Source organism: Roseivirga seohaensis subsp. aquiponti (assembly GCF_001267955.1).
In the GTDB taxonomy this organism is placed as follows: Bacteria; Bacteroidota; Bacteroidia; order Cytophagales; family Cyclobacteriaceae; genus Roseivirga; species Roseivirga seohaensis.
This window is the reverse complement of sequence record NZ_JSVA01000010.1, coordinates 234902-252947: the sequence shown is the minus strand read 5'-3', so window position 1 is coordinate 252947 and position 18046 is coordinate 234902. Positions and strand designations below refer to the sequence as shown.

Genomic DNA, 18046 nt, shown 5'->3' with positions numbered 1-18046 from the left:
CGCTTTAGCAACAAGCCCGAATTTAAAGGAATTAACGCACAAACTTTGAACAAAAAAAAGATAATCAACGATCCGGTTTACGGATTTATCACAATTAGAAGCGAACTGATTTTCGATATCATCGATCACCCCTATTTTCAGCGGCTTAGAAGAATCAAGCAACTGGGTCTTACAGACCTGATTTACCCTGGTGCGCACCATACCCGATTCCACCATGCATTGGGTGCTAAACACCTGATGGGAGCCACTTTAGAAAACCTCAGAAACAAGGGCGTTGAAATTTCTGATGCAGAATTTGAAGGCGCAATGATTGCCATTCTCTTACACGACATTGGTCATGGCCCTTTTTCTCATGCCCTAGAATTTAGTTTGTTAGAAGGCGTGCCGCATGAGCAAATTTCTAGGATGATCATTTCTAAACTGAATAAAGAATTCAATGGTCAGCTAGATCTTGCGCTTGAAATCTTCAATGGTAGCTACCCTAAGAAATTCCTTTCCGAACTTGTTTCCAGTCAGCTCGACATCGACAGACTGGATTACCTCAAAAGAGATAGTTTCTTTACTGGCGTTTCAGAAGGCACAATTGGAGCTGACAGAATCATCAAAATGCTCGATGTACATGAAGGCAGATTGGTAGTTGAAGAAAAAGGAATTTACAGTATTGAAAATTTCTTGAGTGCCAGAAGGTTAATGTACTGGCAAGTGTATTTGCACAAAACTAGCGTGAGTGCAGAAAAAATGCTCATTGCTATTATTAAGCGAGCAAGAAAATTAGCTAAAAAGGAGAAACCACTCTTCTACACGCCAGCCTTAGGTGTTTTCCTGAAAGAACAAGTTGGGATTGATCGTTTTGTCAATGAACCCGCCATTTTAGATGCCTTTTTACAACTAGACGATTATGATGTTTGGGCAGCAATTAAGGTTTGGGTAAATCATGAAGATCCTATTTTATCAAAACTATGTAGAATGCTCTTAGATCGAGAGCTCTTTAGAATTACAATTTCAAACGAGCCACCTTCCAAAGAAGAAATTAAAGCAGATGAAGCGAAAATTGCGGAAGCCTACCAATTGGAAGCTAAAGATGTGAAATATTACTTCTCACACGGCAAATTGACGAACAGTGCTTATATGGCCTCAGATAAGGAGATACTAATTCTTTCTAAATCAGGCGAAGTAAGAGGTGTAACAGAAGCAGCCGACTTACCGAACATCAAAGCCATGAGCAAAATCGTCCGTAAATATTATCGATGCTGGCCAAAAGACATATCTTTGTGACACTCAAAATTTTATGAATGGAAATATCAGTACAACAAGTTGCGCAACTTCTTGAAGGAAAGGTAGATGGAGATGGAAGCCAGATGGTCAGTCGGCTAGAAAAAATTGAAGAAGCCACCGCTGGAAGTATTGCTTTTTTGGCCAACCCAAAATACACCGAATACATCTATACAACTAGCGCTACGGCCATAATTGTAAAAGAAGATTTAGAGTTAAAAAAAGAAATAAGTGCGGCCCTAATAAGAGTTACCGACCCATACTCAAGCTTTTCTAAACTTTTAGAGGAGTACCAAAAGCTCACTCAAATTCAGAAATCGGGCATTGAACAACCTTCTTTTCAAAGTATATCAAGCCAAATTGAAGAAGACGTTTACTTAGGTGCTTTTTCTTATTTAGGTGAAAATGTAAAAATTGGAAAGGGCACAAAAATACACCCCAATTGCGTGATTGGCGACAATGTAACCATTGGAGAAAATACCATTTTATTCGCTGGAGTAAAAGTGTATGCCGACTGCATAATTGGCAACCATTGTAAAATCCATTCGGGGGTGGTGATTGGCAGCGAAGGCTTTGGTTATGCACCTCAACCCGATGGCACATTTAAAGCTATTCCACAAACTGGCAATGTAGTCATTCACGACCATGTGGATATTGGCGCAAATACTGTTGTAGATTGTGCAACGATGGGGTCTACTGTTATTAAAAATGGAGCTAAAATAGACAACTTAGTACAAATAGCCCACAACGTTGAAATTGGAGAAAACACAGCCATTGCCTCACAAGCTGGTATTTCGGGCAGTGCAAAAATTGGCAAAAATGTAATGATTGGTGGGCAAGCAGGAATTACTGGCCATTTAACAATTGCCGACAAAGTAGTTATTGGCCCTCAGTCTGGTGTTCCAAAAACCATTGAAGACCAAGGCATTTACACAGGAACCCCAATTATGGATCACAGGGAATTTCTTAAGGCAAGTATTGCGATAAGAAAACTTCCAGAGTTATTAAGAAGAGTCAGCCAACTCGAAAAAAAGGGTTAAATTTGTCGAATTTTTGAGGAGAAAATGAAGAACAAACAACATACGATCAAAAAACCGGTAACGGTATCAGGCGTAGGTTTACATACAGGGGTAATTTCAAACATGACCTTTAACCCCGCCCCTGCAAATCACGGAATTAAGTTTCAGAGAATAGACCTTGAAACCCAGCCTATAGTTGATGCAGACGTAGATTATGTCGTTGACCTTTCAAGAGGAACTACCATTGAACACAATGGAGCAAGAATCAACACGGTTGAACATACCTTAGCTGCTTTGGTGGGCTTAGAAATAGACAATGTACTTATTCAATTAGACGGCCCTGAGCCTCCAATCTTGGATGGCAGTTCTAGAATGTTTATTGATGCTCTAGAAACCGTAGGCTTTGAAGAACAAAATGCACTTAGAAATTTCTACGAAATTACGGAGAGCATTCGCTACAAAGACCCAGAAAGAGATGTAGAAATTGCTGCATTGCCCTTAGACGATTTCCGAGTTACGGTAATGGTAGACTATAATTCTCCGGTATTGGGTAGTCAACATGCGTCACTGAACCATATCAGTGATTTCAAAAAAGAAATCTCTTCAAGTAGAACATTCTGCTTTCTACATGAGTTAGAAATGCTGCACAAAAATAACCTTATCAAAGGTGGAGATTTGAACAACGCCATTGTGGTTGTAGATCGTGTAGTGAAAGAAAATGAGCTCGATTATTTAGCTGAACTTTTCAACAAACCAAAAGTTGAAGTTAGACATGAGGGTATTCTCAATAATGTGGAACTGAGACATAAAAACGAACCCGCTAGACATAAACTTCTGGATGTTGTGGGTGATTTAGCCTTAATTGGAAGACCATTGAAAGCTCAAATTTTAGCAGCAAGGCCAGGCCACGCAGCCAATGTAGCTTTTGCTAAAAAAGTAAAAAAGGAGATGCAGTTGGCAAAAAATTCGGCTCCACAATACGACCCAAAAATAGATCCGGTGATGGACATCAACCAGATCATGCAGATTCTTCCGCACCGCTACCCCTTCCTTTTGATTGATAAAATCATTCATTTGGATGAAACAATGGTGGCAGGGATTAAAAATGTTACAATGAACGAGCATTTCTTCTTAGGACACTTTCCAGGTAACCCTGTGATGCCGGGTGTTTTACAAATTGAAGCAATGGCGCAAATCGGTGGGATTTTGGTACTCAATACTGTGCCTGATCCAGAAAATTACACTCCGTACTTCCTTGGAATCGACAAATGTAAATTCAGAAAGATGGTGATTCCAGGAGATACTCTTAAATTTAAATGTGAGCTAACTGCCCCTATCAAAAGAGGTATTGCTCAAATGAATGGTACCGCTTACGTTGGGAACACCCTTGTTTGCGAAGCCGCAATGACCGCTAGAATTGTTAAAAATCAATGAATCAGCCTTTAGCATACATTCATCCAGAAGCAAAAATTGCCCCTAATGTGGTGGTAGAGCCTTTTGTGACCATAAGTAAAAATGTTACAATTGATGAAGGCAGTTGGATAGGCCCCAATGTTACCATCATGGAAGGTGCACGAATTGGCAAAAATGTGAAAATTTTTCCTGGAGCGGTTATTTCAGCAGTTCCCCAAGACCTAAAGTTTGGCGGAGAAGAAACCACGCTTGAAATTGGTGACAACACCGTAATTCGAGAATGTGTAACACTGAATAGAGGCACACACGCCACAAAAAAAACAACCATAGGCAAAGATTGCTTGGTGATGGCCTACACACACGTAGCACACGATTGCCATATTGGAGACAATTGTATTTTAGTTAATGCAGTTCAATTGGCAGGCCATGTTACTATTGAAGATTGGGCCATTATTGGAGGCGCGGCAGCTGTTCATCAATTTGTGAAAATTGGAGCACACACCATGGTTTCTGGTGGTTCGTTGGTAAGAAAAGATGTTCCTCCATATACAAAAGCAGGACGTGAGCCATTGAGTTATGCTGGCATCAACTCCGTAGGCTTAAGAAGAAGAGGTTTTGCGAACGAGAAAATAGCCGAAATTCAAGAAGTGTACCGATACATCTTTCTTAAAGGCTTAAATAACTCAAAAGCACTTGACCTTTTAGAAGTAGAAATGCCGCCATCAAGAGAAAGAGATGAAATTATCAATTTCTTTAGAAGCTCTGACCGAGGTGTAATGAAAGGCTATACGGCCAGATGAAATGAGAATTGAGGTTGAAAACCTAGGGAAAAAATATGCGAAGGAATGGATATTCAGGAAACTGGATATGCAATTCGATTCTCAATTTTCTTATGCCATTACCGGCCCAAACGGTAGTGGAAAATCAACCTTACTTCAAACTCTTACGGGTGTTTTTCTTCCAACTGAAGGAACTGTCTCTTACTTTAAAGGAGATGAAAACATACTAGAGGAAGACTTCTATAAGCATTTAGACATAGTCACTCCTTATTTAGAACTGATTGAAGAATTTACTTTAGATGAGTTTTTAAAATTTCATTTCAAGTTTAAGCGCTTATCGGAGGGGGTTTCTATTGACGACTTTGTTCAGCATGTCTATTTAGAAAAAGATAGAGACAAGCAACTTCAGAACTTTTCGTCAGGTATGAAACAAAGGTTAAAGCTCGGCTTGGCCTTTTACTCTCAAAGCCCTATTTGTTTTTTAGATGAACCCACTTCTAATTTAGATGAACAAGGTACTGATTGGTATTTGGCCCACGTAAAAAGGGCGCTGGATAAGAAATTAGTCATTATAAGCTCAAACCAGAAACATGAATATGATTTCTGTGATAAGGTTATAAACATTCCCGACTTTAAATAAAATAGAGAAAGGGTTGAAATCCCCTATTTTATAATTATTATTGGTTTTATAACTAAAGAATTATGTTCAGAATCAAGCATCTCTCATTCTTATTGATCGCGCTATTCGCACTTACCTTATCATCATGTGGTGGTGGGGGTGGTGGAGGCGGAGACGACACTCCAACCCTTACGGCTGAAGAGCAAAGGCTTTTAGATTTAGTAGGCACTACTGGCGTTACTTATGAAGCTACTTCAATTACCTTTAACGGTGTTGCCGCTACTGGCTTTGACGACTTCACTCTTACCTTAAGAGGAACGGCTTCGAGCAAAACGTATTCGACTACAGACGGTGATCCTGTTTTTAAAGCTACAGGATCATGGGCATTCAATGGCACCAACATCAATCAAATTTTTATTGATGGAAACTCTAGTAACACTTTTGTAGTATCGGCTTTTAACGCAAGTGCTGGCACATTTACCTTAACTGTTGATTTTGTAGCCAGCGGAGGAGTAGCCGCAGGAATGAATGGTACAAATGGAACTTATGTTTTCAACTTGGTGAAACAATAAAAAATTCAGACAACCTTAACTATGAAAAGAGCCGTTTTAGATATCTAAAACGGCTCTTTACTTTTACTGGTAATGTGGTTAATTAACTATCCTAAAGCCACAACGCCTGGAAGCTCTTTGCCTTCCATATATTCAAGCAAGGCTCCTCCACCAGTAGAAACATAAGACACATCATCTCCGTAGCCCAAAAGGTTTACTGCTGCCGCAGAGTCACCTCCACCAATCAATGAAAAAGCTCCATTCTTAGTTGCTTCAACGATGGCTTCGGCTACAGCTTTTGTGCCGTTGGCAAAATTTTCCATTTCAAAAACGCCCATTGGGCCGTTCCATAAAATGGTTTTAGAATCTCTTACTGTACGAGAAAAAACTTCGGCTGCTTGTGGTCCAATATCTAAGCCCATCCAACCAGAAGGAATGGCATTGTTCATGGCAATATCGGTATTGGCATCATTGCTGAAGGCATCGGCAATTACCGAATCGATAGGGAGCATAAGGTCAACTCCTAGAGATTTTGCCTTTTGAATCAATTCTAAAGCAAGTGGTAATTTATCTTCTTCTACTAATGAGTTTCCGATATTTCCGCCCATGGCCTTGAAAAAGGTATAAGACATTCCACCACCAATAATGAGGTGATCTACTTTCTCCAACAACCTTTCTATAATCATGATTTTATCAGAAATTTTTGCTCCTCCCATAATAGCGGTGTATGGCTTTTCTGATTTATCCAGCACTTTCTGTGCATTCTCAAGCTCTGCCTGCATTACATACCCACAGCCCTTTTCATTAAAAAATTGAGCAATAATAGAAGTTGAAGCATGCGCTCTGTGTGCTGTTCCGAATGCATCGTTAATGTACACATCACCGTGTTCAGCTAATGATTTTGCGAAGTCTACATTGCCTTTGGTTTCTTCGGTATAGAACCTCAAGTTTTCAAGCAAAAGAATCTCACCGCTCTTTAAGTTAGCTGATAAGGATTTTGCTTGTTCACCAACGCAATCATCTCCAAACAATACCTTTCTATCAAACACTTCGCTTAAATGAGAAACTAAATGCTGTAACGAATATTTATCCTCTGGCCCAGTTTTCGGTCTGCCCAAATGCGACATTAATACTACCGCTCCTCCATTATCCAAAACATATTGAATAGTTGGAATTGCCGCCCTGATTCGGGTATCGTCAGTAATTTCGAATTTATCGTTTAGTGGAACGTTAAAATCCACTCTAATTAGTGCTCGCTTTCCTTTAAAGTCAAAGTCGGTAATGTTCTTCATATTTTCTGTTCTTTTCTATTTTGCTGTTGCCCTTCTTAATCTATCGTTAATGGCTCTGCCTAACCCCATTTCTGGTACAAAACTAACCACAATGGTATAGATATTTGGGTTTTGATCTAATGTTCGTAGGCTTCCAAATAAGTTTTTAGCCGCCTCATTCAAATTTTCACTTTCAGATAATACTATCTGATTTTCAAGCTTAAAACGATGATCTGGTTTACTGAATCCTAAAAATCCGAAAGCAGATAAATCGTTGGCTTCAATATCAAGGTCGTCTATTGCTAGTATTTTCTTTTTAGGTGCGTAATGGCTCTTAAGCATTCCTGGCGCTTGAGGCTGAGAAGAAGAATGCGAATTTACTTCCACCTTACCAATCACTTGTTCAATCTCTTCAATTGATATTCCACCCAAACGGAGAACTTTTGGCAACTTATCTTCAAAGCTCACAATGGTGGATTCTACTCCAACGCCACATTCTCCTCCATCTAATATATAGTCAATCTTATCTCCTAATTGCTGTTGCACATGCTGGGCAGAAGTTGGACTGATGTAGCCAAAAGGGTTAGCACTAGGAGCGGCCAAAGGGAAATCTAAGCCTTTCAATAATTCTCTAGTGAGCTCGTGACGTGGCATCCTAACCGCCACGGTGTCTAGCCCAGCGGTTACCAAATCCGAAATTATTGCTTTCTTTTTTAAAAGAATTGTAAGCGGTCCAGGCCAAAACGCATTCGTTAATTGAACTGCCTTTTCTGGCAATTTTTCAGTGAATTCGCTTAACCTTTCAAGGCTGTTTACATGAACTATAAGCGGATCGAATGTAGGTCTGTTCTTGGTTTTAAAAATTTTAGCTACAGCATCAATATTAAAGGCATTCCCTGCCAAACCGTAAACAGTTTCTGTAGGTATGGCCACTAAATCTCCTTGTTCTAGAATAGATTTGGCTGCACTAATATCGACACCAATGATTGCCACTACTGCATACAGTTTTGGCTGATGGCTTCTGATGCTCCTTCAAAATTTAAGGATTCAGCAGTTGATAAATAACTACAGCCATCGGTTCTGTTTTCCAATGCTAATTCGGCAAGCCCCAACCAATAATAAGCTTCGCCATATTGAGGCTTCAACTCAATAGCCTTTTTGAAATCATAGATGGCATCATCAGAATTATTAATTCTAAGTTCAGCTTTCCCTTTATTCAAATAAACTAACGGATTATTGGCATCAAATCGTAAAGCAAATTCAAAATCGAAAAGTGCCCGGTCGAATTCACCATACTTAAAAAGAATTGCTCCTCGGTTTATGTATAAATCTGCAACATTGGGTTGAAGTAAAATCGCTCGGTCTAAATCCAGCATTGCTCCTTGGTCATCAGAAAGCAAGCGTCTTGTGTTCGACCTGTTATAATACGCTCTATAATCTGTGCTATCTACTCTTATGGCTTGGCCAAATGTAATTGCTGATTCATCTAACTCATTAATTCTTAGCAAGGCTACTCCTTTGGCATTAAGGGCGGTGTAATTATTACTGTTTTTCTCAAGTGCTTTGTTGAATAATTTTATGGCTTCGGCATAAGATTCTTGCCCCATTAAATTTCGCCCCTCTTCTACTAACTGCTCTTCGCTTTTTCCGCAAGAAGACAGAGCAAGTAAAAAAGACAAACAGATTACTCCCTTAAGTATAGATTTCATGATTGTGATTTAGGCTGCAAAGATACGATCCACAGGTTGTTTCCAAAATGAATTATTCCCTAGAATATATCACCTTCTGAACTTTGATTTCGCCCTGATATTCCATACGAATCAAATAGATGCCAGGAGGAACTGGGCTATTCTTAACGTCTGTTCCATCCCAAAAAATTTCGTTTTCACCTTGAAAGCCAAGCCCTAAAGCAATTGTTTTCACCAGCTTTCCATCAGTGTTGTAAACCCTGGCCCTTACCATATCGGTTTCGGGCAATGTATAGTTTATAGCAATATTGTCTGTGAATGGATTGGGAAAAGCATTTTCGACCACCAAACCATTGCCGCTCTGTATAGCAGGCTCTGGAACAACTCCGTTAATTTGGCTTTGGTATACCCCATTTCCGTGTGTTGCGGCCACAATTCTTCCATCCGACCTACGGTAATCAAGCATATTTACAGGTACATTTCCTATGGACTGTTCACCTTCTTGTAACCAAATAGTGCTTTCACCATTTAAGGCGGTGGTGCTAAAAACCCCCACACTGGTGGCTAAATAATACTCTGTTACCCCATCGTTTTTCGGAACAATTTCTGCCCAGCGTACCGATGGCCCTCCTCCCAATCCAGAGGGGTCTTCTTCTAAGTTTCCAGAAATATCTTCAAAGGTTGCGCCTCCATCTACCGACCTAAAAACACTTTTCACTTGGTAATTTGAAAACACCACCACGATTTCATTGGCGTTGGTTGGGTTTACCGCTATAGAATTAACATAAGCACCTGAAGGGAAAATATTTGAAGTTCTTTCACTTACCGTATAGCCATTAGAGTTTGCAAAATCCATTCTGAATACCTGTCCTACGGATGTTCCATAATAGAGAATATTCTCTTGGTCAGAAGAGGTTTCGATGGCAGAAATGGAACCGGAAGCAATCTTTGTTATTTCCAGCCTTTCCCAGTTAACATCAGTTTTGGTTTGTTCACCTGAAGGAATCTGACTTAGATTTCTGTTTCTCCATAAATAATTACCCCCTGCAAAAAACATCCTGTTTCCATTATTCCGATCGAGCACATAAGGGTTGATAAAAAGAATAGGCTGAGAAGGGTCAGCACCAGCGCCTGAAGGGTCTACGCGAGCAAAAGAAGAAAGCGAGTAATTACGGTTTAGGGTAAGCCTATACACTTGCCCATTTTGAAAAGAAGTGTAATAGTTAATCCCAAATCTGGTAGAAGCGGTAAAGCCGCCATCTCCCCCAATCAGTCTTACGCCATTATTATTTTCACCAATGGTTGAAAGAATACTGCCATTGTCTTGTAAACCTCCAAACGCAAAGTTATCGGCTGGAGATTGGCTCATGGTTATGGTGTAGTATTGAGTAGTGATATAACCGTTGTTGAGCGATTCATAAACTACAGGACTGGCCAAATTGTTAGTTGTTTTAAAAAGCCCACCATCATTGGCTGAAATCATCACATTTGGGTTAGAAGGAAGAAAAACCAAATCATGTTGGTCGGGGTGATGATTTGGGTAACTACTATTTCCTTCTACATCTGGGTTATACCCACCTATCCAGGTAACATTTGCTTTGGTAGCGAAACCATCTGTCGATCTATAAATGTTAGTACCACCAATAAAAACAGTATTTTCATTTGCTGGGTGTACCCTTACAAATAAATCATATGAGCTTTGCGAGTCGAATGATTCAATTTCTTCATCGGTGCCATCGGGTAAATTCACAGACCTATCGTCAACAGCGCCAGTAGCATTGTTGTATTTTAACAGTTTATGGCCTTGACCTGTATCGGAAAGGAAGTAAACGATGTTCGGATTACTCAATGAAGCTCCTATTTCTGTACGTCTATATGCTAAGTTTGAGTGAACCACAATCCTCGTCCAATTCACCCCATCATCAGATTTATAAATTCCCGCAAGCGGAGAAAAAGCACTGGCTGTATTTGTAGATCGGCTTAATGAAGCGTAAAAAACTCCATTGGCAGCTCTATACACTTCGGTATAAAAAATGGCTGGAACATCATTCAAATCAACATTATTCCCCACTTCATACAGCGAATTTCCCAACACCGTAGCCCAAGTTTGGCCGCCATTGGCTGAGCGTACAATTCCTCCATAAATGGCAGCAATGATTTCATCATTAGCACTATTTGGGTTTAAGGTGATGTCCCAAACGTACATGAATGGAGAATTGAATTTTTCTGGATTATTCACTTGGGTGGAAGGCAAAGGCTGCCAATTAAGTCCTCCATCGGTAGATTTATAAATTCCATCTCCGCGAAATGGTGCCCCCGGTGAACGCGTTGAATTTCCCACTAATTCGCCCGTACCATAATACCAGACATTCTCCTTTCCTGGCCGGGTATCTTGAACAATGCAGGTTACGCTGTGCAACTGATCAGACTTAGTAGTTTTTGTCCAGCTTTGGCCGCCATTGGTAGATCGCCAAACGCCTCCGGAAACTCCAGCAGCTAAAATTATATTTTCATTAGTAACATCTATAGCCACCGCTCTTGTTCTTCCGCCTATATTATTGGGTCCTAGAGAATTCCATGTAAGCAAGCTAGGAGCATTTTGAGAATTCGCTCCTGCAGCGCTCATTTTCAATCGGTTGAGATTGGCTTTCAGTTTAAAATCCTGAACAAATTCATTTTCCATTTCACGCATATTGACTGGAATTTCATTTGTTTCTGGGTTAGCCAGCATCTGATGAATATATTCACTTCTTTGCTGTACGTTTTCTCTTGAAAAGAACTCTGCTCGAGCTGTTGGAGGCTCTACAGTTATCTCCTTATCGTTCGACTTCGGAACAAACACGAACACCAAGGCCACAAGAGACCAGAGTACAACAAGACTCAGAATTAAAGTGGATTTTTTGCTAAACTTCATCAAAGATAAATATAGGGCACTCAAGCAATTTTATTGCATAGGAACATGGTTTTCAACTAAATAAATTGCTTTGTTTTGGCATACATACGCATTAAAGAAGGCTCGTGACTTATTTTTTCCTTCAGGTTACTGAAATGAATCCACTTTAAGTCGTTTGATTCGTGATTTAATTGTGGAACTGCCCTTTCTGGCGCTACAAGCAAAAACCGAACATCATAATGCTCATGTTCAGGCACTTCCTTCCTTTCAGGAATGGTATGAATGTCCAAATCAAATATTTGGTTTGAAGCGAAAACGAAACCTGAAATACCAGTTTCCTCCTCAGCTTCTTTTAAGGCCACTGCCCTCACGTTTTCATCGCCATCGGCATGACCGCCCGGCTGCAGCCATTTGTTTAATTTGGCGTGATGTAGCAACAATATAGAATCTCGCTGATGGTTCAGAATCCAAGCAGATGCTGTTATATGCCCCATCAGCAAAGACCTTTCAAAGCAATTTTCATAATTACTAAGCAGGCTTTCAAACCTAGGTTTGAAAGCCTGCTCTTCTTTATATTCAGATTGGTATTCCTTAATTTCTGTAAGGAGTTTTTCTCTTAAATTAAACTCCATCCGAAATCACAATATTGGCTTTGTTCAACTTATTTTTCTCAAGCTTGCTTACAATTTCTCCGCCACCAGCATTGTCCATATCGCCTTTTCTAACCAAAACATAGTAAGGAATGGCGTCTAGTTTTTTGAAAGTAACTTGCCCCTTGTTATTGGTCAATTGCGCGGGCTGCACTCCATTTTTCTCAGCATTATAATCTGCTTGAGTTTTATAGATTGTCACTTTAGCTCCCTCTACTATATTACCAAGCTCATCTAAAACTGTAATTTTAAGTTTGGTGTTAAAAATTTGAGTTGGCTGCTCAGAAGGTGTAAATAAGCTTCCAAAAATCAATGTTAGGGTAATCAATACAGATTTCATTCTTTTTAAATTAGAGGTTTCGATCAAACAATTTTTCAATAAACTCCTCGAAAGGTAAAGCTTCGGAATATAAACGATCTTGATAGATATTGGCCATCAATTTTATATAACTGGGCTTTCGATCGATCATAACGTATTCGATGAGAATATTACCGTAAAGTTGATTGGTTTTTTTTTCTTCTAGTTCTAAACCCTGCGGTTTTAAATACCATTTTTCAATCACCTCTTCAAAAGATTCCCTATCAATGATTCTACGGTCGTTTTGTGCCAGTCTGTAATCGAACTCAAGTGTTTTCTCTTTCAAATAATCGAATAAGTTTCTGAAGTCATCACTTGATATTTCATGGTCATAAGTAACCGCAAAACCGTTTGAATACTTGGTTTCTAGCAAGTGAAGATTGAGTTTTGCTACTATACCTTTCTTTTTCAGATGGTAAGCATTATAGATTTCAGTCAGTAATTCAGTCCTTTTATGGCTATCCGCCCAAGCTAGAAAACTTTCAGATTCTCGACTGGTTCTTTCCAATGTTTCATGGATTAACTCAGCCGGACCTTCGGCCTTCCCTTTAAAAATCTTATTATATATGTCGTCAAAAAAACTCATCATCAATATTTAAGTATCCTTCCTGCCCTTTTCTAGCTTCCCAAATTCGTCAAACTTCAAAACTCCATGATCGACCAGTTCAGCTACAAGCGTTGTCAATACATTTTTGTTTTCAGGCGCTATAGCATTCACCAAACCATTCACATCCAAGTCGGTAGATTGGCCTATTAAAGAGAATATTTGTGTTTCATATTTTGCTCTCAGTTTTAGCTCTTCAGCCTTTCTTTTATTCTGAACACAGTTGTCGCAAACCAAGCAAGGATCATAATTCACCTCACCAAAATATTCTAGTAATTGTTGTGTTCGGCAGCGCTCTTCATTGTGTAAATAAGCAATTACTGATTCCATTTTAGCAGTAATCAACTTACGCCTACTTTCAATTTGATGGTTATCGATTGGCAACTTATCAGCCGGATATTTCGGCATTAAAAAGGACAACTGCGGCTGATCTTTTTGAGGAATATATTCCAGCACCTCACGCTCATGAAGGTGTTTCAGCATTTTTCGGCAAGCATCTACTGTAAGTCCTAAATTGGCCGCTAGATTATTCTCTTGAATAATGATCAGGTTGTTATAAACTTCTCCACCGTAAAGCCGAAGAATGGCTTTGATTAACGGGTCAAACTGGGCGTTTGCAATCTGAAATTCATACATTAGTTTTTGGTTCAACCCAAACATTAATCGTGAAGGCTGATAAAAAGACTCACTCAATAAAATCGCTCCTTGAGACTCTAACACTTTAATACCATTGAAAATCTCCATCGGGTGTCGATCGAAATTTTTGGAAAAGGTTTGGAAATCGAAATCGAAGCTATCTTGTGGATGACTGCCATTGGCCAACTGATAATAGTTACCCAACATTTGATAAACCTCTCGGATCAATTTCACATCGGGCAGTGAATTCTTTGTTTTCTTTCGTAATTCCTCTATGTCCTTCTGGTGGCATATAATTACCGCATAAGCTTTCTTCTCATCACGACCGGCCCTTCCTGCCTCTTGGTAGTAAGCTTCCAGATTTCCGGGCAAATCCATGTGAACCACTACCCGAACATCTGGTTTGTCAATTCCCATTCCAAAGGCATTGGTAGAAACAATGACTTTTGTACGATTGTGAATCCAGTTTTCTTGTTTCAAGCTTCGTTCTTCATGCGTTAAGCCAGCATGGTAAAAATCAGCACTGATGTGGCTTCTTTGCAGCATTAGCGCCAGTTCCTTGGCGTGTCTTCGGGTACTCACATACACCACCGCAGATCCTCTCACTCGATTCAGCACTTCTAAAAGCTTTCTTTCCTTATGTTCTTCAAACCGAACTGAATAGGAAAGATTGGCCCTGGCAAAACTCTTGGTGAATACTTTCTTGTTCCTGAATTCTAGTTTTTCCTGAATATCAGCTTTTACCTTTTCAGTTGCGGTTGCCGTCAACGCCATAATGGGCGTTTCGGGCAAAAGCTCGCGTATGGAAGCAATTTCTAAGTAAGCCGGGCGGAAATCATAGCCCCATTGCGAAATACAATGTGCTTCGTCTACCGCAATTAAATTGACACCACGAGTATCACGAACAATCTTGATCCGTTCCTGAAAAAGCTCGGTTTTCAACCTTTCGGGCGAAACATAAAGAAACTTGATGTCGGCATTGACACAATTATCTAGAGCAAAATCAATCTCGCGCTTGGACATTCCCGCATGAAGGGATTCGGCTGTAATACCCCGCCTTTTCAATTGATACACTTGATCTTTCATCAGGGCGATGAGGGGAGAAATAACGACACAAAGTCCATCATTCACTAAGGCAGGAACCTGAAAGCAAATAGATTTACCTCCGCCCGTAGGTAACAAAGCAAGCACATCGTTGCCTTCCAGCGAAGCATTGATAATATCTTCCTGCAAAGGCCTAAAGGCATTATAGCCCCAGTATTTTTTAAGAATGTTTAGCCCTTGGTTCATTAAGAGTGAAGATAAAGATTAATTTGAACGAGACCTGTTTAGTTTCATTCTACCACACAATCTTTTCCTTATTCAGAAAAGCAGCAATTCCTTTTTGGCAGTCTTCCGAGGCTCGGGCTTTCGCGTTCATTTCGGCAGCGTAGTTTAAGCCTTCTTCCACATCCATACTTTGCACGGCTGCAATCATTTGCTTGGTGAAAGCCATAGACTGACCAGAGTTTTTCTGAACCAACATTTGAGCAAAATTGGCCACTTCCATATCCAAGTCAATGGCCTCCACTACTGTATTCACCAAACCCATGGATTCGGCCAATTCGGCTGGAATTAACTCACCGGTAAGCAATAGCGATTTCGCCTTTCCTTCTCCTATTTTTCGAAGCAAGAAAACCTTCACAATGGCTGGGATAAAACCAATACGGACTTCGGTATAGCCGAATTTGGCTTCGGGTACAGTGAATGAAAAATCGCAAACCGTAGCCAAACCACAACCACCCGCAATGGCATGGCCTTGAATTTTGGCAATCACCACTTTTGGGTGCTGATAGATTTGCAGAAAAAGCTCTTTCAAATGATTTGAATCGGCCAAATTTTCTTCGAAAGTGTTATTCTGAAGTTGCTGTAAATAGGCCAAGTCGGCTCCTGCGCAAAAGGAATCACCAGCGGCATCCAATACAATGACCTTGGCATTTTCATCCTCTTCTGCTTGAGTAAATGCCTGCTTAAGTTGTGTTACCATTTCGGCATTTAAGGCATTTCTTTTTTCGGGACGGTTAAGGGTAATCGTGGCAACGCGGTTGGCCACTTGGTATTTCACTAAAGTCATTTCTTCCATATTCTTGAATAATAGCCATCGCGATAGATGGAGTGTACTTTCAAATTTAGCGTTTCTGCCTGATTTGTGAGCTTATCGGCCAAGAACTTCCGATTTGATTTATCGATGATTAATTCTTGAAACTCGAAATTCCCTTCTAAATCAGCTAGATCGTAAACACTTTCATTTGAAAGAATGAGGTAATCCACCTCCACCGGCCTTTCAAATTCAACCTTGATTTTTTGATTAAGTTTAAAAATTCGCTGGCCTTGAAAAACAATCCACTGGTGTCCATTCAAATCTTCAATCGCTAATTCTAATTGATCTTCGGACGGAAGAAGGCTGCTACCCGCTAATTGTCTTTTGGGTTCTAAATGGAACTGAATTCGATCTAGATTTTGCGAGAATGAAGTATCGGCCACCAGCTTACTTTTATTCCCAACCCTAAAATCCAAAACCGATTCTCCGGAAACGTTTAACACACTGAACTCTGCATTTCTATAGTCGCTCCAATGACTGACCTGATTAAATACAAAAGCGAAGCAAAAAAACATTGCCCACATCAAGTATTTGAATTGCCTTTCTGCCAATAAAATGATAAGCATTATAATGACAGCATAAATCAACCATGTTTCACCCGTAGTTAGATGAATACCATCTAAAGTACTACCCGGAAGCCACCTTACCCAATGCACCAGCCAATTTACGATTCGAACAAAGGATTCTGTGAGCCAATTTACGGCTTCACCCAAATATGGGATTCCACCCAAGACCAGTACCGCCAAACCCATAATAAGCATGGCAAAAGCGGCAGGAATTACGAACAAATTGGAGAATAGAAAATAGCTCGGAAATTGATGAAAATACAGAATACTCAAAGGAGCGGTCGCAATTTGAGCTGCTAAGGAAACACAACTAATTGCCCATATTTTATCTAGCCAGTAATTATGAATATCGAATAAATTGTAAAACTTAGGTTGAAGGTATACGATACCAAAAACGGCCAAATACGACAACTGGAAACCTACGCTCATGATCAAATAGGGGTTCCAACAAAGCAGCACAAAAGCAGAAGCAGCTAAGGTATTATAAATGCTGCTATTGGTGTTTTTCGCTTTGGCAATGGCCACAAATGAGAACATTGTGACAGCCCGAAGCACAGACGGTGAAAGGCCAGTAATGAATGCGTAGCACCACAAAAGCACAATGCTAATAAAGGCCATCCACCAGCGCCTTTTCCAAGTATTCAGTTTAAGTCGCTTAAAAATCAGGAGGATAATTCCGTAAATAATACCCACATGCAAACCCGAAACGGCCAAAACATGCATAGCGCCTGCTGTCGAAAATGAGGTTTGAAGCTCTGTATCCAGTTCATCTTTCACCCCCAAAGTAATGGCCAACAAAACACCTCTGGCATCAGGGTCTGAAATTCTGGCTTTGAGTAATTCGGCACATTGATTTCTGATTTTAATTGATGTCGCAATAGGCCATTTCCACCAAGGAACATCACGCCCAAGTAATTGAAAATTCTCTCCAATAAATTGTTGATGGAAGATATTATTATACACTAGATAGTTTTTGAAGTTGAATTCGCCCGGATTGGCAGGCTCTTCGGTAAGGTTTGGCGAACCTTTCACCAAAAGTATATCGCCATACTGAAGGTTTTTGCCAGCTTCTTTACTGACATAGGCATTCACATAACCCGAAGCTGCTTGCCATTTCTCAGCAAGCGCATCAGTGACCTCAAGCCGAACATTGATCGAGTTGGCCTTTATGGCTGGTTCCTCATATATCACCGCGCGGTAAGCTTCAATATCTTGGTTGATGTGTAGCAAATGGTAGGAAGAATTATCGACTCTGTGTTCTTTCAGCCGAAGAAAACCCGAACAAAAAAGGATGACCAAAACCAAAATAGAGAGCACATACTGAAAGCGAATGGAGTTGCGGAGCGCCAGAAAAACATAGACTATGAAAAGCGTAATAGGTAACCAAACCTTAATATCAATCCATTCATGACCATAATGGTAAACAACCACCCCGAGGATAAAGGCAGCAGCGAATCGAATAAATGGAAACGAATTAAAATTCACACAATCAAAATAAATATTTGGTTTATTATAATGAAGTAATTACTGAAAAATACTGAAGCCATTCATCCGAAGTAAAGAAAGCATAACACTAAAATTTACTTC

At 40.0% G+C, this 18046-nt stretch carries 16 protein-coding genes; 6 read left to right on the top strand and 10 right to left on the bottom strand.

Going from position 1 to position 18046, the window contains the following annotated elements; genetic code table 11:
- Window positions 1–45: 45 nt before the first annotated feature.
- From OB69_RS10640 to OB69_RS10615, 6 genes are all read left to right on the top strand, one after another.
- The gene (locus OB69_RS10640; protein ID WP_053223706.1) at window positions 46–1275 is read left to right on the top strand and encodes an HD domain-containing protein; all 1230 of its coding nucleotides are present in this window, start codon (window positions 46–48) and stop codon (window positions 1273–1275) included.
- 17 nt (window positions 1276–1292) lie between these two features.
- Window positions 1293–2312: a UDP-3-O-(3-hydroxymyristoyl)glucosamine N-acyltransferase gene (gene lpxD / locus OB69_RS10635; protein WP_053223705.1), complete on the top strand. Its 1020-nt coding sequence runs from the start codon at window positions 1293–1295 to the stop codon at window positions 2310–2312.
- A gap of 24 nt (window positions 2313–2336) precedes the next feature.
- Window positions 2337–3725 (top strand): bifunctional UDP-3-O-[3-hydroxymyristoyl] N-acetylglucosamine deacetylase/3-hydroxyacyl-ACP dehydratase, encoded by a 1389-nt coding sequence (locus OB69_RS10630; RefSeq protein ID WP_053223704.1) that lies wholly within the window; start codon window positions 2337–2339, stop codon window positions 3723–3725.
- Complete coding sequence (lpxA, locus tag OB69_RS10625) at window positions 3722–4504, top strand: acyl-ACP--UDP-N-acetylglucosamine O-acyltransferase (RefSeq protein ID WP_053223703.1); 783 nt, start codon at window positions 3722–3724, stop codon at window positions 4502–4504. Before OB69_RS10630 ends, lpxA begins: the two co-directional genes overlap by 4 nt.
- A 1-nt stretch (window position 4505) precedes the next feature.
- Window positions 4506–5123: an ABC transporter ATP-binding protein gene (locus tag OB69_RS10620; protein ID WP_053223702.1), complete on the top strand. Its 618-nt coding sequence runs from the start codon at window positions 4506–4508 to the stop codon at window positions 5121–5123.
- A gap of 62 nt (window positions 5124–5185) precedes the next feature.
- Window positions 5186–5674, top strand: coding sequence for a hypothetical protein (locus tag OB69_RS10615; RefSeq protein ID WP_053223701.1), 489 nt, complete (start codon window positions 5186–5188; stop codon window positions 5672–5674).
- Between the two features lie 86 nt (window positions 5675–5760).
- Here OB69_RS10615 and OB69_RS10610 read toward each other — a convergent pair whose 3' ends face one another.
- The 10 genes from OB69_RS10610 to OB69_RS10565 are packed head-to-tail and all read right to left on the bottom strand — an operon-like array spanning window position 5761 to window position 17944.
- Entirely contained in the window at window positions 5761–6945 is a 1185-nt protein-coding gene (locus tag OB69_RS10610; protein WP_053223700.1) for a phosphoglycerate kinase, read from the bottom strand.
- A 15-nt stretch (window positions 6946–6960) separates the two neighbouring features.
- A complete protein-coding gene (locus OB69_RS10605) occupies window positions 6961–7917 on the bottom strand; it encodes an L-threonylcarbamoyladenylate synthase (protein WP_053223699.1) in 957 nt (318 codons plus the stop codon).
- Window positions 7917–8633: a tetratricopeptide repeat protein gene (locus tag OB69_RS10600; protein ID WP_053223698.1), complete on the bottom strand. Its 717-nt coding sequence runs from the start codon at window positions 8631–8633 to the stop codon at window positions 7917–7919. Before OB69_RS10600 ends, OB69_RS10605 begins: the two co-directional genes overlap by 1 nt.
- Before the next feature lie 52 nt (window positions 8634–8685).
- Window positions 8686–11526, bottom strand: coding sequence for a FlgD immunoglobulin-like domain containing protein (locus OB69_RS10595; RefSeq protein ID WP_053223697.1), 2841 nt, complete (start codon window positions 11524–11526; stop codon window positions 8686–8688).
- 56 nt (window positions 11527–11582) lie between these two features.
- Window positions 11583–12137, bottom strand: a complete 555-nt coding sequence (locus OB69_RS10590; protein WP_053223696.1) for an NUDIX hydrolase — start codon at window positions 12135–12137, stop codon at window positions 11583–11585.
- Window positions 12127–12495 carry a carboxypeptidase-like regulatory domain-containing protein gene (locus OB69_RS10585; protein ID WP_245620801.1) on the bottom strand — a complete coding sequence of 123 codons (369 nt, stop codon included), beginning with the start codon at window positions 12493–12495 and terminating at the stop codon, window positions 12127–12129. Before OB69_RS10585 ends, OB69_RS10590 begins: the two co-directional genes overlap by 11 nt.
- Before the next feature lie 10 nt (window positions 12496–12505).
- Window positions 12506–13102, bottom strand: coding sequence for a hypothetical protein (locus OB69_RS10580; RefSeq protein WP_157608547.1), 597 nt, complete (start codon window positions 13100–13102; stop codon window positions 12506–12508).
- 6 nt (window positions 13103–13108) lie between these two features.
- A complete protein-coding gene (locus tag OB69_RS10575; protein WP_053223694.1) occupies window positions 13109–15043 on the bottom strand; it encodes a RecQ family ATP-dependent DNA helicase in 1935 nt (644 codons plus the stop codon).
- Window positions 15044–15092: 49 nt separating this feature from the next.
- Window positions 15093–15875 (bottom strand): enoyl-CoA hydratase/isomerase family protein, encoded by a 783-nt coding sequence (locus OB69_RS10570; protein ID WP_053223693.1) that lies wholly within the window; start codon window positions 15873–15875, stop codon window positions 15093–15095.
- Window positions 15863–17944 (bottom strand): ComEC/Rec2 family competence protein, encoded by a 2082-nt coding sequence (locus tag OB69_RS10565; protein ID WP_053223692.1) that lies wholly within the window; start codon window positions 17942–17944, stop codon window positions 15863–15865. The genes OB69_RS10570 and OB69_RS10565 overlap by 13 nt, the downstream gene beginning before the upstream one ends.
- Window positions 17945–18046: the final 102 nt, after the last annotated feature.